The sequence below is a fragment of the Lactobacillus fornicalis genome (genome assembly GCF_055362665.1).
Map to the genome: position 1 here is coordinate 34,858 of NZ_JBLTIM010000024.1, position 15,478 is coordinate 50,335.

General features: G+C 34.8%; 9 protein-coding genes. 5 read left to right on the plus strand and 4 right to left on the minus strand.

All coding sequences use genetic code 11. The features are described 5' to 3' along the window. The first annotated feature begins 161 nt into the window (after positions 1-161). From ACNDLV_RS05835 to ACNDLV_RS05850, 4 genes are all read left to right on the plus strand, one after another. Positions 162-1,013 (plus strand): NAD(P)H-binding protein, encoded by an 852-nt coding sequence (locus ACNDLV_RS05835; RefSeq protein ID WP_006585790.1) that lies wholly within the window; start codon positions 162-164, stop codon positions 1,011-1,013. 25 nt (positions 1,014-1,038) lie between these two features. Continuing rightward, positions 1,039-1,467 carry an Rrf2 family transcriptional regulator gene (locus ACNDLV_RS05840; RefSeq protein WP_006585789.1) on the plus strand — a complete coding sequence of 143 codons (429 nt, stop codon included), beginning with the start codon at positions 1,039-1,041 and terminating at the stop codon, positions 1,465-1,467. A 103-nt stretch (positions 1,468-1,570) separates the two neighbouring features. Continuing rightward, positions 1,571-2,599 carry a S66 family peptidase gene (locus tag ACNDLV_RS05845; RefSeq protein ID WP_006585788.1) on the plus strand — a complete coding sequence of 343 codons (1,029 nt, stop codon included), beginning with the start codon at positions 1,571-1,573 and terminating at the stop codon, positions 2,597-2,599. Between the two features lie 13 nt (positions 2,600-2,612). Next, positions 2,613-3,119 carry a GNAT family N-acetyltransferase gene (locus ACNDLV_RS05850; RefSeq protein WP_006585787.1) on the plus strand — a complete coding sequence of 169 codons (507 nt, stop codon included), beginning with the start codon at positions 2,613-2,615 and terminating at the stop codon, positions 3,117-3,119. A gap of 249 nt (positions 3,120-3,368) precedes the next feature. Here ACNDLV_RS05850 and ACNDLV_RS05855 read toward each other — a convergent pair whose 3' ends face one another. From ACNDLV_RS05855 to ACNDLV_RS05870, 4 genes are all read right to left on the minus strand, one after another. Then, positions 3,369-4,694, minus strand: coding sequence for an APC family permease (locus ACNDLV_RS05855; protein ID WP_022091066.1), 1,326 nt, complete (start codon positions 4,692-4,694; stop codon positions 3,369-3,371). A gap of 260 nt (positions 4,695-4,954) precedes the next feature. Then, on the minus strand, positions 4,955-6,088 hold the full coding sequence (locus tag ACNDLV_RS05860) for a glycosyl hydrolase family 8 (protein ID WP_022091064.1): 1,134 nt from the start codon (positions 6,086-6,088) through the stop codon (positions 4,955-4,957). Positions 6,089-6,099: 11 nt separating this feature from the next. After that, entirely contained in the window at positions 6,100-7,410 is a 1,311-nt protein-coding gene (locus ACNDLV_RS05865) for a glycosyltransferase family 2 protein (protein WP_006585784.1), read from the minus strand. Positions 7,411-7,553: 143 nt separating this feature from the next. Continuing rightward, entirely contained in the window at positions 7,554-8,423 is an 870-nt protein-coding gene (locus ACNDLV_RS05870) for a hypothetical protein (protein ID WP_006585782.1), read from the minus strand. Positions 8,424-8,745: 322 nt separating this feature from the next. Between ACNDLV_RS05870 and ACNDLV_RS05875 the strand changes: the two genes are divergently transcribed. Continuing rightward, positions 8,746-15,478, plus strand: a 6,733-nt coding sequence (locus ACNDLV_RS05875; protein ID WP_498882966.1) for a Rib/alpha-like domain-containing protein, incomplete at its 3' end; no start/stop codon positions are given.

Below are 15,478 nucleotides of genomic sequence, written 5' to 3' on the forward strand. Positions count from 1 at the left end.
TCAACTATTATTGATGAAGAATAATTTTAAGAATCAAGCCATTTATATAGCTTGATTCTTTTTTTGATCTTTTTGTTTTATAGTTGTTGACAATAAACTAACATGTGATACACTAAGCGTGTAATAAATAAATCAACAAGTAAAAAGAGAGAGGTAAAAATATGAAGTATGCAATTACTGCAGCAACAGGTAATTTTGGACAAGTAGCTGTTAAGCTCTTAAATAAGTTAGTTGGGGAAGATAACGTTATTGTTGTTGCTAGAAACTTAGAAAAAGCAAAAAAATTATTTCCAAATAATGAAGTACGTCAAGGTGATTATGATGACAAAGATGCTATGATTAAGGCATTAACAGACGTTGATAAAGTGCTATTTATTTCTTCACAACCAGGTGGCAAGGTTGATCGTGCAACAGCACAAAAGAATGTAGTAGATGCATTAGTTAAAAATAATGTTAAATTTGTTGCTTATACGAGTTTTCCTAAAGCTGAGAATTCCGATAACTGGCTTGCAAGTGATCATAAGATAACAGAAGAAGCTATTAAAAAAGCCGGACTTCATCATTCTTTCTTGCGTAATAATTGGTATCTTGAAAATGAAATGGGCTTTTTACAAAGTGGTGCAAATAAGCAAGCGGCACTTTACTGGGCAAAGGGCTATGCTGGATGGGCTTTAGAGCGTGAATATGCTGAAGCTGCAGTAAATGTTTTAACAGCAGAAACTTCAAAAGAAATTTATGAATTTTCAGGTAAGCGTGCCAACTATGAAGATTTAGGTCATGCATTGCAGGCTGCAACTGGAAATAACTTTGAAATTAAGCATGTGAGTCAAGATGAATATGTGAAGTATCTTGAAAATACTGGGTTAAAACCTGAAATGGCAACTTTATTTGCATCATTTGAACAACCAATTTATGATGGGGCACTTGATGAAGATACAACCGATTTAGCTGATGTTTTAGGTCATTCAAGCTTATCTTTAGAAGCTGCAATTAAAGAAATACTTGCACGTTAAAAATTAACAAGTTAGAATAAGTGACATGAAGTATTCTTATAAATTTAGTGATGCTATTCACTTACTCAGCTACTTAGAAATTTTTAAAAATGGGGATTTATCTAGTAAGGCAATTGCCGCTAGTATTGAGTCAAATCCAAGTATTATTAGACAATTAATGTCAGATTTACGCAATGTAGGTTTAATTGAAACTAGGCAGGGGAAAGCAAGTGCCAAATTAACTAGAAAGCCAAGTGCTATTACTTTGTTTGAGATTTATATGGCAATAGATATGGATCATGAATTAATTCATGTTGATCCCCAAACTAATCTTAAATGTCCAGTGGGGCGTAATATTCAAACAAGTTTAAATGGATTTTATGAACAGATTCAAAATAGTGCTTTTAATCAGATGAAGGCAATAACTTTGCAAGATGTTATTGATGACATTTTAGAAAAAGAAAAAATGTATTAAGTTAAAACCACTCATTTTTTATAACTGGGTGGTTTTTGTTTGGGATTAAATTTTGCTGTGCTATAATACTTCATAATTTAAATTACATTGTGAGGTGTCAGTTATGAAAGTAAAAAAAGTTGCGATTGTCAGCCTATCAAGTGGTGTTTTAGGTGAAGATGCAGTATCCCATGAACGAAAATTAGGCTTAAAAAGACTAAAAGATTATGGCTTAAAGGTAGAGTTTATGCCCCATAGTTTAAAAGGCATAGACTATATCAAGAAACATCCTGAAAAACGAGCTGAAGATTTACTAGCTGCCTTTAGAGATGATTCAATTGACATGATTTTATGTGCAATTGGTGGGGATGATACTTATAGATTATTGCCATATTTCTTTGAACATGATGAATTAAAGGAAGCTGTTAAGCAAAAAAGCTTTTTAGGATTTTCTGATACTACCAAAAATCACTTCATGCTCAATAAAGTGGGACTAAAAACTTTTTATGGACAAGCCTTTTTAACTGATGTCTGTGAATTAGATCGAGAAATGTTGCCATATAGTAAGAGCTATTTTGAAGAACTAATAAGTACAGGTACTATTAAAGAAATTCACCCAAGTGATGTTTGGTATGAAGAAAGAAGTGACTTTAGCAGGCAAGCAGTTGGCAGTCCACGAATTAGCCATAAAAATACAGGTTTTGAACTTTTAAGAGGAACAAAACAATTTAGTGGTGAAATTTTGGGAGGCTGTATTGAATCACTGTATGATTTTTTTGATAATTCACGCTATGAAGACACTGTCTCTTTAACTCAAAAATATCATTTATTCCCTAGTCTTGATGAATGGCGAGGAAAAATTTTACTCTTAGAGTCCAGTGAAGCAAAATCTACTCCAGAAAAATATCGCAAAATGGTTCGAGCTTTAGCTAATTATGGTATTTTTGATGTAGTTAATGGAGTTTTGGTAGGACAACCACAAGATAAAGTATATTATGAAGAATATAAGGATATATTACTTGAAGAGATTAAGAATGCTGACTTACCAATTGTATATAACTTAAATATTGGACACAGTACACCACGCTGCATTATTCCTTTTGGGATTAAGGCAGAAGTGGATATGAATCAACAGGTAATTAAATTTTATTAGAAATGGAATAAGTATGGATTTTAAAGCTAGCTTGCCTCAAGGAATTAGTGCAAGCCTGTTATCAGAACAGGATTTATTCCAAATTTATAAACTTTGTCAGACTCAGCCACAATATTTTAAGCAAATGGGGCAAATTTTGAGTTATCAACATTTAAAACATCTGTTAACAGCCTTGCCGGATAGTGGTTTGTCACAAGATTCAAAGCAGTTTTGGGGCTTTTGGAAAGGTAAAGAATTGATAGCTTTTTGTGAATTGATTTTAAAATTTCCAGAAGAAGATGCTGCAATAATTGGATGGTTTATGGTGAAAAAATCAGCTACTGGTCGTGGATTAGGAAGTGCATTAATTAGGTCTCTAAAAATGCATTTAGTAAATTTCAAGATTAAAGAAATAATTTTAAGTTATTCTGATAAAAATTATTCAGGTAAACATTTTTGGCAAGGACAAGGTTTTGAACCAACAGGAGAAATGGAAAAATACCCTGAAGTAACTATGATAACGATGTCTTGTAAATTGTAAACAATTTTTAGTTTATTTAAGTGAACCATCTTCTTCAAAAAGTGGTACATTTAAACTAACCTAGTTTTAGGTATTACTACAATCGAAAAGAGGAAACTACTATGAGTAAGTATGTTGTAGAACTAAATGAAGAAGATTTACAAATGTTGAAAGATTGCCATTCTAAGAATCCTTCAATTATGAAATCATTAAATGAAGCTAAAAAGGAAGATTAGTTAAAGAAAAAAGCACCAATTGGTGCTTTTTTCTTTAAATCTTTTCGCCGTAATATCTTTTTACTAGATAAAAAATAGGTAAACCTAAAACTACAAATCCCAAGAATAAAATAACTCCATGAAAATCATTGATTAACTCACAACTTAAAACAAAAACTCCGCCAGCGATTGCAACAATTGGGACTAGTGGATAAAGTGGTGTTGAGAATGGTCTGTTTTTGTTTTGTTTACGTAAAATAAAAATACCGAAAAAGGCAAGTAAATAAAAACAATAAACAGTAAACACACATAAATCTGATAGACGATCTGGATTGAAAAATAACATCATTGCAAAAGCTAGTATTGAAACAAAAATAGTTGCATTTATTGGGGCTTTGCCTTTTTTACTTAAAAAGGCTAAAGATTTTGAAAAAGGAATATCCTTTCTTTCTGCCATTGCAAAGACTATTCGTGGAAATGTTAACATCTTACCATTTAAAGTTCCAAGCATAGAAATAATAATTCCAGCTGACATTAATTTACCACCAATTGGGCCAAAGGCTTTTGTAGTCATATAAGCAGGAGCATTTTCGCCGAGCTGATGAATTAGTTCAGCTGGTAAAAAGCGTAAAATTCCAATAGTAATTAATGTATAGATAATCAAGACACAAGTAATCCCTAAAATGATGGCTTTAGGAAGTAATTTTTGAGGATTCTTCATTTCGCCACCTAGATTAGCAATTAAAATCCAACCATCATACCCGAATAAAGTTGCTAGAACCGCTACACCAAAATTCCCAGTAGATTGGTTAATTTCAGTCATTGTTTGTCCTAGTGCATTTTGATTTCCCCAGAAAAGTCCAAAAATAATGATAGCAGCGATAGGAATTAACTTACCTAAAGTTGTTACTACAGAAAAAAGAGCACTAATTTTGTTTTCTAAAAGATTCATTAGTCCAATTAAAACTATACAACTAACAGCAAAAGGAATACGCCATTCAGTTCCTAATCCAAAGAAGTTGGTTAGCAAAATACTCATAAAACCAGCAACTGATGCAATGATTGCAGGACCATAAACTATTATTTGCATCCAACCAGCTAAAAAACCAGCAATTCTTCCGTAAATATTTTCAATATAAATATAAAGACCACCGGTGTATGGCATTTGTGCGCCAATTTCTGCAATGGTTAAACCACCGGCTAAAGTAATAATCCCACCTAAAATCCAAGCCAAAATTGCTAATGTTGAATTTCCAGCACTATCTAAAACTGATCCTTGTTTGAAAAAAATTCCGGAACCAATAATTGTTCCAATAACAATTGAAATTGCAGATCCAAAACCGAGTGAGCGTTTTAAATGCTCTTTAGGCTGTTGTTTCATCTTGTTACTCCATTCTCTTGGCAATAAAAAACGACCCTTTCATTGGTTAAGTTACTATAACTTAGTGGTTGAAAGAGTCGGTAGTAATATCTTAAATTTGAAAATACCAAATTACCCAACCACAGCTATCAATGAGGTTGAGGAAAGGGAGTTATTTAATTGAGAATGACTAATTTTAATCATTTATTATCCCTCCTGGTATTAATTTATTTAAGAATATCATATCTAAAAACTAGGGTGCAAGTAATAAGCGAAGGAAATTATTCCCAACCTTCTACCGCAACTAAAGTAGTAAGAGTGGCTCCATAGTAATCATTTTTAGGTAAAGCTTTGCTGAAAATATATTTTTGGCTGACGAATAGGTTGTCATAGCCTTGGCCACGATATTGATTGACTGCATAAAAGATTGGAGCACTAAAGCTAGGTGATTGATTTTTGACTAAGCGTTCACCATTTAACTTGTAGCCACCAAAGACATTGTATTGTTTAGAAAAGTAATGCAATATACGCTTCTCCACAAATTTTGCTTTGGGACTTTCACTTTTTGCTAACATAATTGGAACGCGACAAGCATTGTAGGCATAATAGCCATCATTTTTTCCGGCAATTGTTTTTGGTGCAACTGGTTTGGCATAATTTCTTCCTACCCAAGCAAAATCAGGAACTAATCCTGCTTTATGTTGTTTTGATAATTTTACTAATTTTTCTAGCATGGAGTCTTGGACAGCATACCATTGTTTATTCCCAGTCGTTTTAGCTAAGTTAGTAAAAACAAAAGGCAATACGTCAGAAGTTCTCATTAAGTTGGCATAGTAAGAATCTAATCTAACCCAATCCCCCGTTGTTAAGGCGCCAGTTTGTGGATTATACTCGTAACGTAAAATATCATTGGCTAGTTTTGCTTCTAGACTATGGTAATAGTTTGCTTTTTGCGGCCATACTTTAGCAGCTGTATTTAAAGCAGTGGCGATATATAAGTCGCCATCAGTAGCGCTATTGTATTCACTGACCCACTTACCATGATGGTTATAATATTGCTTCCACTGCATTAAACTAACTTTTTGAGTATGGTGGTCACCTACGTAGTCTTGATGTGCAAGATAATAATTTAGTAACTTATCAAATTCCGTCTCACTTGCCCAACCGCGTTTACCAGCTTTAGCTGTAATAATTAAGCCAAATCCTTGTGCTTCAGATAATGCAACAGGGTGCTTGTTTGTTCCAGCATTGACAAATACTTGATTTGAGTTCTTAGTAACTAAATAATTCTTTTTCCAATCTTGATATGTTTTTATCTGTATTTGTTCAGGATTTTTAGTTCTAATAAAGTAAAAAGTCGCAATATAATTTGCAATAATGATCGGTAAAATTACCCACATGATTTTTTGCTTCATGATATCCTCCATTAATCATTAAAACGCCGCGTTTTAACCCAAACAGTTTTATTTCTGTGAAAAAGATCATCTAATATAACGGAGCAAACTGCATGAACAGAAACTATGATAAATAATTGTGAATAAGTAAAGTATGAAGCTAATCCAAGCCATATTTGGTGAGTGGTTGCTTGACCATACTGAGTTGACATAGCAGTATTGATTTGCAATAAATATAAAATAATCATGAACAACCAATTGAGTAGTAATAATTGTGTGATTAAAATATTACTTTCTCCAAAGGTAAACGGAATTTGAAACTCTGGATTAAATAGACGAATAATTAAGGCGATGACATTAGAAAAGAAAATCCAATCGGATAAAATAATAGCAGCATTAAACCAAAAGAAAGTACATGAATAATATAATGTTTCTAGTTTTACTCGCCAATTAGAGCAATCAAATAAATGAACAAAGTTATTAATGACCACTTGATAATTTCCCTTAGCCCAACGTAAGCGTTGGAAATAATAGTCATGTAATCGCTCAGGTTCTTGTTGAAACGCTTCGGAATTATATGCTAAGGCAATTAATTTACCTGATTGCATAATTTTAAATGAAATATCTGTATCTTCAGTTAAGGCTCCATTACGCCAACCACCGATTTCTTTAACAAAGTTTCGTTGGATTATGAAGTTAGTTCCAGGAATACGGCCAATTTGGAATAAATGCCAAATTCCACAATGTTGGATACGTTGGGTAACAACAATTTCTTGATTAATACAACGAGTTAAGAAATTTTGTTCAGCATTTCTTGTTTTATTACGTCCGAAAACTGCCACATATTTTTGCGGATTTTCAAGTGCTTTTCTAACTAGGAAGTATAGTGCATTTTTTTCTGGCATTGCATCAGCATCATAAACTGCTAAGTAGTCACCTTTGGCAATTTTCAAGGCATCATTCAATACGCCAGCTTTACCACCAGTACCTTTGCGCTCAATAATTTGAATATGATAACCATTTTTTTGTGCTGATGCTGTCACTGACCGCATGACATCGGCAGTTTTATCTACACAATTATCGGCATAAAGTAATAATTCTAACTTATCTTTAGGATAATTTAAGTCTAATAAAGCTTGAGTAGTTTGGGCAATTACTAATTCCTCATTATGAGCAGGAACAATAATTGAAATTTTAGGATATTTTTTTAGTGGTTTTACATCAACCAAGACTTTTGATTGCTTTAACCAAAAGTGTGTTGCTCCACCAAGTGTAATCATTGACATCAATATTGAGAGCCAGATTGAAATAAGAGTTATTATCATCAATACTTCGCTAAGCATTTTGTTCCTCCTTTTCGTAGGAACTTTCTTTACTTAGAATTGTTTTTTCTACTCTAAAATAAATGACCCACTGACATACTAATAAGATGATGATTAATATTGCAAAAAGAATCGTAATGACATCGGCTAAAATAAAGAAGAAATTAACCATTTATTTCAGCCCCCTTTAAGTATTCAACAACTAAGTCAGTTTCCATATCACGGGTCAAGTGACGTAAAGCGTGTTCTAATTCGGTATATGAACTTACATTAGTTTGATCTACTTTTAAGGTACCCCATTTAAATTGAGGATTGTGGTTTTCAACCTCTAATGCTTCTAGAGCTTGTTTAGTTTGCCTATTTTTATATATATAAGTATCTTCAGCTAAGGCATATGAAATAATCAAAAAAGTTGAATTGCCAATATAATATAGTTGTTCAGATGGAAAGCGCAATTGCTTTAAAACTTTTGAAATTCGTCTTAAAACAGTTTTGTATTCAATATCATGAAATTGCTTAAATTGGTTACTATGAACCCAATGAACAGTTGCTAAGTGAATACGCAAGTTGGCTTCTTTTTCATTAGCAATAAATTTTGCTTCTTTGTGATATAGTTTTGCGGCATTATATGTCGTTTGTAATTTTACAACTGGATCATAATGTGAGAGGTAGCTTTCGATTGCGTTGCGATCACGGTCAATCCAGCCCCAATGTCCAATGATTGTTTTAGCTAAAGCTGTAAGAGAAGCAACTAAAGGATAGGTAAGTAATAAAAGAATTTTTTGGGAATTATCGATAACAACGTAACCGATAAGTAAAATAGCTGCTCCTATAGTAGTTAACCCGATAATTAACCAGGTAATTAAGATTGTAGGGATTAAACTACCAGTAATAACTCCTAAAATAATTAATATTGCAGTTGAACTTAATACGAGTGGAGAAGCTAACCCAGCTAACCACATTAAAGCAGTGCATATGCATATAACTGCAGCTAGTGCTGTAATTCCAGCACTAACTAAATGTTTACGAATCATAATTGTTTATTTCCTCCATAAAACGTTAATCCCGTCCCCTAAACGGATAATTATAGAAAAATAAACAACCCCCTAAAAACATTATTTTACGTTAAAAAGTATATATGTAAATAAATATTTACTTTGTTTTAATAAAATAGTTGGCGGTATTTATAACTACATAATTAATTGAAAGGATAATTATAACCCAATAGTTAGAAAACGTTTAACTCCATGGGGGGGTAAGGTTCAGGCTGTATACCACATTGAAATAAGTAGCCAAATGTATTAATATTGTCTTAGATGAATAAATATATATAGAAATGTATTGGGAGGAATAATAATGCTTTCTAAAAATAATAAAAAGATGAGGGCCATGAAAATGGCTACTGATCGACAACAACACTTTTCTTTGAGAAAGTTAAGTGTGGGGCTAGTTTCTGTGTTAATGGGGACCACAGTTTTTTTAACTAGCCAATCAATTACAGCGAAGGCTGATACTTTACCAGTTACTACTTCTTCAACAAGTTCTTCAGCTGATAATACAAGTCAGGAAGCAAGTTCAGAAAGTAGTGCAACTAATGAAAGTAAAGTAGCATCATCTTCTTCACAATCAACAGAAAGTGAAGCAAGTACTAGTCAATCAAGCAATAATAGCCAAAATACTAGTAAAGATGAAGTAGCTACTAATCAAGCAACTTCTGCTGAAAGTAGCAACACTGATAGTCAAGTAGCTAACAATAATACAACTGAATTAAAGGTAAGTGGGACAGAAAGAGCTGCAAATACCGATGCTTTGGCTGAAAGTAAAGCTACTAATGATGCGTCTGTTCAAGAAGTTTCTAATTGGAATGACTTTGATAGGGCATTAAGAAATTCTACGATTTCTACTATTAACATAAATGCAGATTTTAGCAGTAATAATTATCAAAATAATGTAAGTCGTTATAATATTGCTTCACGTACATTAACGATTAATGGTAATGGCCATACTGTAGACATGGGATCAATTGGTTATTACATGAACCCTGCTGGTAATAAAACTGCAGATTGGACTATTAATAATGGTACTTTCTTTTCAAAGAGTGCTACTGGACCTTTTGCTTTCTTGACAGGTTATGACAGAAATTCCAAGATTGCTGAAGCTAGCGGTGCAGTTCACAGAATTACCTTAAATGATGTAACAATTTATGCTGGCCAAGCTGCATATGCTGTAAACGCAGAAATTGTTCTTTCTGGTACTGACAACTTAAATTCTGGTGCATCTTACTATTCAACACTTGCTAACAAGACTATATATACCGAAACTGGTGGTAACAGATCTGGTGTTGAAGCGCAATGGATTACTATTAGTCCAAATGCTAATGTAACAGTTAACACAGACCATGGTGCAGTTTTAACAACTGAACGTTCTGATAGTAACAATCGTAAAATTGAAGTTGGTGAAAACGCCACTTTAAACGCTAATTATTTACATACAACTTATGGTTTGCCAGATAATGGAACTAAAGTCGCAGTTTTATCAAATGGTGCTGACTACGGTACTGTGATTTTCCATGCAGGTTCAAATGCAACTTTCAGTATGCCTAACAATCGTGTCACTAACTTAAACGGTAATGGTAACTCTAGTTGGGGTGATGGCTCTGTTCTTTACTTAGGTGCTGCTAATACTACGATTGAAAAAGGCGCTACTGTAACTCTTAACAACCCTAAGGAAGCCCAAACTGATAACTCAATCTTCCTTCGTAATGACGGTACCCAATTAAATGTCTTTGGTAAGTTAATTATCAATGATGGCGCTCGTGACTATACTTTACGTATGGATAACAAGGTAACATTGAACGTTGGTCAAAAGCTTAGTGATAGCGATTTTAGCACTGATAATGGTCAAATGATTATTAACCGTGATGGTGACTTCTATTTGAACAACGATGGTGGTGCTCTTTCACTTTGGGGACCAATTACTGTCAATGTTAATTCTGGTGCTCGTTTAGAAGTTAACTCAACTGGTATCAACAACGTAAGAGGTTCTGGGAATAGCCAAGCACTTTTAAGAGTTGGTGGCAGTAGCAAATTAAATGTTTACAAGCGTGGTACTTTTATTTTAAGAGATAGTAGTAACGGTACTTTATCATTAGTTAACCAATATGGTGCAAATGGTAACTTTAATTTCGATAACACTGCTGACGTAATTTTTGATATTAGTCAAAATGGCAGTAAAAACAGTCGTATCTTCTCATTACCTGGTCAATTAGTAGCAACTAACGACTCAGTACGTGCAATGCTTAACCCAACTTCAAGTATTACTAATATGGGTACTTTTAAGCGGGTTCAATTGCCATTAAATGGCTCAGGGACTATTACTGGTACCACTTTACACTCTGAATATCAACAAGCTGGTTATAACAACATTGTAAGTATTAACAATGCTATCAGAAACGGTAAATTACGTTACCTCGAATTCTCAACTCGTGAAGTTAACAAGCCATCAATTACTGGTGAAGGTCAAGGCTTTACTGACAACGGTGCACAATTAAAGGGTAGCGTTGTAGATGAATCTACTGATACTGGTGCTGTTGCGGTAGTTTACGATTCAAATAACAATGAATTAGGTCGCGGCAATGTTGATGATAATGGTAACTTTACTATTAACTTAGCTAAGCCACTCCTTAATAAAGAAGGTGTTCGCGTTAGAATCGAAACTCCACGTGGTGCTGGTGCATTTGCAACCACAGTTGCTCCTTTAGGACCTACTGTTAAGAGTCCAATTACTGTTGGTCGTGATCAAAACTTAGTTGGTCAAGATGCAAGTCAATACATTACTAATAAAGATGCTATTTCTAACTTGAAGCCAGGTTCTACTACTTTTACTGATTCTGATTACGAACCAACATTTAGCAAGGCTACTTGGAAGAGTGTTGACTTTGATAAGAAGCAAGGTGTTATCACTGTAACTTATAAAGATAACACCACTACTGACTTGACTGTTGACTTAAACGTTAAGGATGTAATTACTGACGCTGACAAGTACACTCCTGAAGCAGGCACTATTAAAGTTGATAATAGCCATAAATTAGATGGCGATGATGCATATGATGCAATCACTAATCACGATTCATTACCAGCTGACAAGACTACTGGCTACAATTGGGTAGTTGATGATACTCACCCAGCAGTTGATACTACTAAGCCTGGTGATCACAAGGGTTATGTTCAAGTAACTTATGAAGATGGTTCTAAGTCAGACCCAGTTGAAGTGACTGTTCACGTTATTGGGGACAATGAAAAATACAACGCAGTTTCTAAGACTTTAAATGTTAAAAAGAATGATACTGTAAATCCTGAAGATTTAATTGCTAACCGTGATGGGGATGCAAGCCAAGATGGTAAAACTTACACCAAGCTACCAGATGGTACTAAATATGACTGGCAAGGTACACCAATTTCTACTAAAGATGGTGGGGTAAAACGTGGTCAAGTTAAAGTAACTTATCCAGATGGAACAACTCAAGTAGTTGATGTTACTGTTAACGTTTATGAAGATGCTAACGTATCAACTGTAGTTGGTAAAGATATCAATGCTAAGTTGAATGAAGATTTAACTAATCGTGCAATTGACGCAATTGACAAGGATAAGTCAACTAATTTGCCAACTGATTCAAGTGCTTACACTTGGGCAAGCAAGGTTGATACTTCAACTAGCGGTGACAAGCCAGCAACTGTAGTGGTAACTTATCCGGATGGTTCACAAAACAGTGTTAATGTTACTGTTCATGTTATTAGTGATGCAGATAAGTATAAAATTATTACTCAAGACATTACTGTCCCAATAAACACTGATCTTACTAATCGTGCCAAAGATGGTATTGGCAATGCCGATAAGGCTTGGGGAACAACTCCACAGTTGCCAGACGGTACTACTTATGCTTGGGAAGGTGGAGTACCTAATACTAGTGTAACTAACAAGAAGATAGGCCATGTAAAAGTAACATTTCCAGATGGAAGTTCCCAAGTAGTTGAAGTAAATATTAATGTTACTGATAACCAAAAATCAGATGCTGAAAAGCATACTCTACAGCCAAATATTCAATATGCTTATGTTGGACAAGATATGAGCGATTCTAGTTATGCTAGAAAAGGTATTTTGAATGCTGATGAACAAACTGGGGCTACATTTAGATGGAGAAATGGATTCGTTCCAGATGCTTCTAAGGCAGGCTGGACTACTGGTATTGTTGTAGTAACTTATCCAGACGGATCTATAAATGAACAAAAAGTTTGGGTAAATGTTCAAAGTGATGCTGATCGTTATCCAATTGAAACAACAACAATTACTGTAGCTAAAGGCACTAACATTAGTGATAAGAGCTGGGCAAGAAAGGGTGTTTACAACGCTGATCAAGCTGGTAAAGAAAATCCTCAATTGCCAGCCGGTACTGATGTGATTTGGTACAATGGTGCACCAGATACTTCTGCTCCTAAGCAAAAAGTTGGCTACGTTGAAGTAACATTCCCAGATAATAGTCACAAAGTTGTACCAGTTACTGTTATTGTCACTGATAATGGGGAATCAGATGCTGAAAAGAATCCAATTGAAGGCCAAGACTTTTCAGTTTATGTCAATGAAACTCCGGATCCTCAAAAGGGAATTAAGGATTTCGATACCATTAAGAATGTTAAGAGTGTTACTTGGAAGGGGAATAACACACCTGATACTTCAAAAGTTGGAGTTGTCCCAGCAACTGTTGTCGTAACTTACAACGATGATTCAAGCAACGAAGTAGCCATCAATATTACAGTAAAACAAATGGCTGATGACTATAATCCACAGGGTGGAACTATCAAGGCTAGCTTGCATGAAGATTTATCTGGTACAAATCGTGCAGAAGATGCAATTACAAATACAAGTGATATGCCAGATGGCACTACTTATGCTTGGAAAGAAAAGGTAGATACAGAAACAGCTGGTTCAAAACCTGCAACACTTATTGTTACTTTCAAGGATGGTTCTTCTAAGGAAGTTCCTGTAACTGTTCAAGTTTCTAGTCTTGCAAATGACTACAAGGATAAAATTGATGTGCGGACAGATACTAGAACAATTGTTGCTAAGTGGAAAGATGATATCAAGAACTATCCAGCAGTAGATGGTATTGCTAATGCTAAAACTGAAACTACAACTGATGGTAAGAACTATCCAAACCTAACTCCAGTTCTTAAAGATCAAAATCCTGATACTGCAATTGTTTGGAAGAGTGCACCTGATTTATCTAAGACTGGATTGACTACTGGAATTGCTACAATTACCTTTAAAGATGGTTCAACTAGGGATGTTACTATTCCAGTAATGGTTAAGTCAGAAGCTGATTTGAATACACCAGACGTACAAACAATTAAGATTAATTCTGGTGAAAGTCCAAAGGCAGAAGATGGTGTAGCTAACTTACATAAAGATGCTACTAATCCACAATTACCAGCAGGAACTGATGTTAACTTCGATAAGCAAACAGATGTTGATGACTTTGTAAAGCACGGCTTACCTGGTCAAACTAAAGAATTTTCAGCAACTGTAACTTATCCAGATGGTTCAAATGAAACAATCAGTATTCCAATTCATATAAATGCTGATAATGAAGTCTATACTCCTGTTACTCAAGGCATTAAAGCCGCAAAAGGTACTTTACCTGAAGCTAAAGCTGGTATTGCCAACTTGAAAGATTCCGTAAAACAAGATGATAAAACTATTTCAGCTTTACCTGACGGAACTAATGTTGTTTGGGCAAATCCAGGCCAAGTCATGAGTGAATTAGGTAAGATGACTACTGGACAAACTAAGGAATTTGATGCTGTAGTAATTTATCCAGATAAAACCACTGCTAACGTTAAAATTCCAGTAACTATTGCTAATGACGCTGATACTTATCCTATCGTTAAGCAACCTATCGTTTTACCAGATAGAACATTACCTGAAAATGCTGATGATGGATTAGCTAACCTACATAAAGCAATTGACTTTAAGACTCCACAACTTCCTGATGGCACTCATGCTGAATGGAAAGACAAGACTGCAGCTCAAGAAATTGTTAAGAATATGACTCCAGGTGATACAGTTTCAATTCCAGCAGATGTTGTCTTCCCAGACGGTTCAATTAAGAGTGAAGGTATGGATGTTATCGTTCACTTACATGGTCAAGCAGATGATGTTGATATTAAGACTCAACCAGTTGACTTGAACAAGGATGGTTCACTCCCAGACGCTAAAAAGGGTATTCAAGATGTTGATAATATTCCACATCTTAAACGAGTTGATTGGAGTAAAGATAAAGATGGTACTCCTGCTTCAGACTTGGTTAAGGGTATGAAACCAGGTGAAACTAGAGAAGTTCCAGCCACTGTAACATTTGATGATGGTTCAACTAAAGATGTAACTATCCCAGTACACATGCATGGTCAAGCAGATGACTATGATGTTCAAACACAAAAGGTAAATACTGATCACAATGGTCAATTACCTGAAAAAGCTAAAGATGGTATTAAGAACTATGATGAGTTACCAAAAGACACTACAGTGGAATGGGGTAAAGATGCTCAAAAGACAGTTGACCAAACTAAACCAGGTACTGATGTTGATGTTCCAGCAACTGTTACCTTCCCAGATGGTTCAAAGAAGGAAGTAACTATTCCAGTTCACAAGTATGGTATTAGTGATGATGCAACTATTACTCCTAAAAAGGTACCAACTGATGACGGTAGTTTGCCAGATGCTTCAGAAGGTATTGATCACGTAAGCTTTACCGATGGCCCAGATAAGACCCCAGCTCAAATTATTGCTGATGGTGGTCGAATTGAATGGGGCGATGATGCTGCAGATATGGTTAAGAACCTTAAGCCAGGTCAAAGTGTTGATGGTGTTCCAATTCGAGTAATATTCAGAGATGGTTCTGAAAAGAATGTTACTATAACAGTAAAACGTCCTGGTCAAGCAGAAGAATATGGTGACAAGATAGAAACCCAAACAGTTAACACTGAAAAGGGTAAGTTACCAGCAACTGCCGATGAGGGAATTAAGAACTTAGGTG

Bases quoted from the DNA above. Each gene is read 5' to 3' on its own strand.
- ACNDLV_RS05835 (WP_006585790.1), top strand. From the start codon at position 162: ATGAAGTATGCAATTACTGCAGCAACAGGTAATTTTGGACAAGTAGCT.
- ACNDLV_RS05840 (WP_006585789.1), top strand. From the start codon at position 1,039: ATGAAGTATTCTTATAAATTTAGTGATGCTATTCACTTACTCAGCTAC.
- ACNDLV_RS05845 (WP_006585788.1), top strand. From the start codon at position 1,571: ATGAAAGTAAAAAAAGTTGCGATTGTCAGCCTATCAAGTGGTGTTTTA.
- ACNDLV_RS05850 (WP_006585787.1), top strand. From the start codon at position 2,613: ATGGATTTTAAAGCTAGCTTGCCTCAAGGAATTAGTGCAAGCCTGTTA.
- ACNDLV_RS05855 (WP_022091066.1), bottom strand. From the start codon at position 4,694: ATGAAACAACAGCCTAAAGAGCATTTAAAACGCTCACTCGGTTTTGGA.
- ACNDLV_RS05860 (WP_022091064.1), bottom strand. From the start codon at position 6,088: ATGAAGCAAAAAATCATGTGGGTAATTTTACCGATCATTATTGCAAAT.
- ACNDLV_RS05865 (WP_006585784.1), bottom strand. From the start codon at position 7,410: ATGCTTAGCGAAGTATTGATGATAATAACTCTTATTTCAATCTGGCTC.
- ACNDLV_RS05870 (WP_006585782.1), bottom strand. From the start codon at position 8,423: ATGATTCGTAAACATTTAGTTAGTGCTGGAATTACAGCACTAGCTGCA.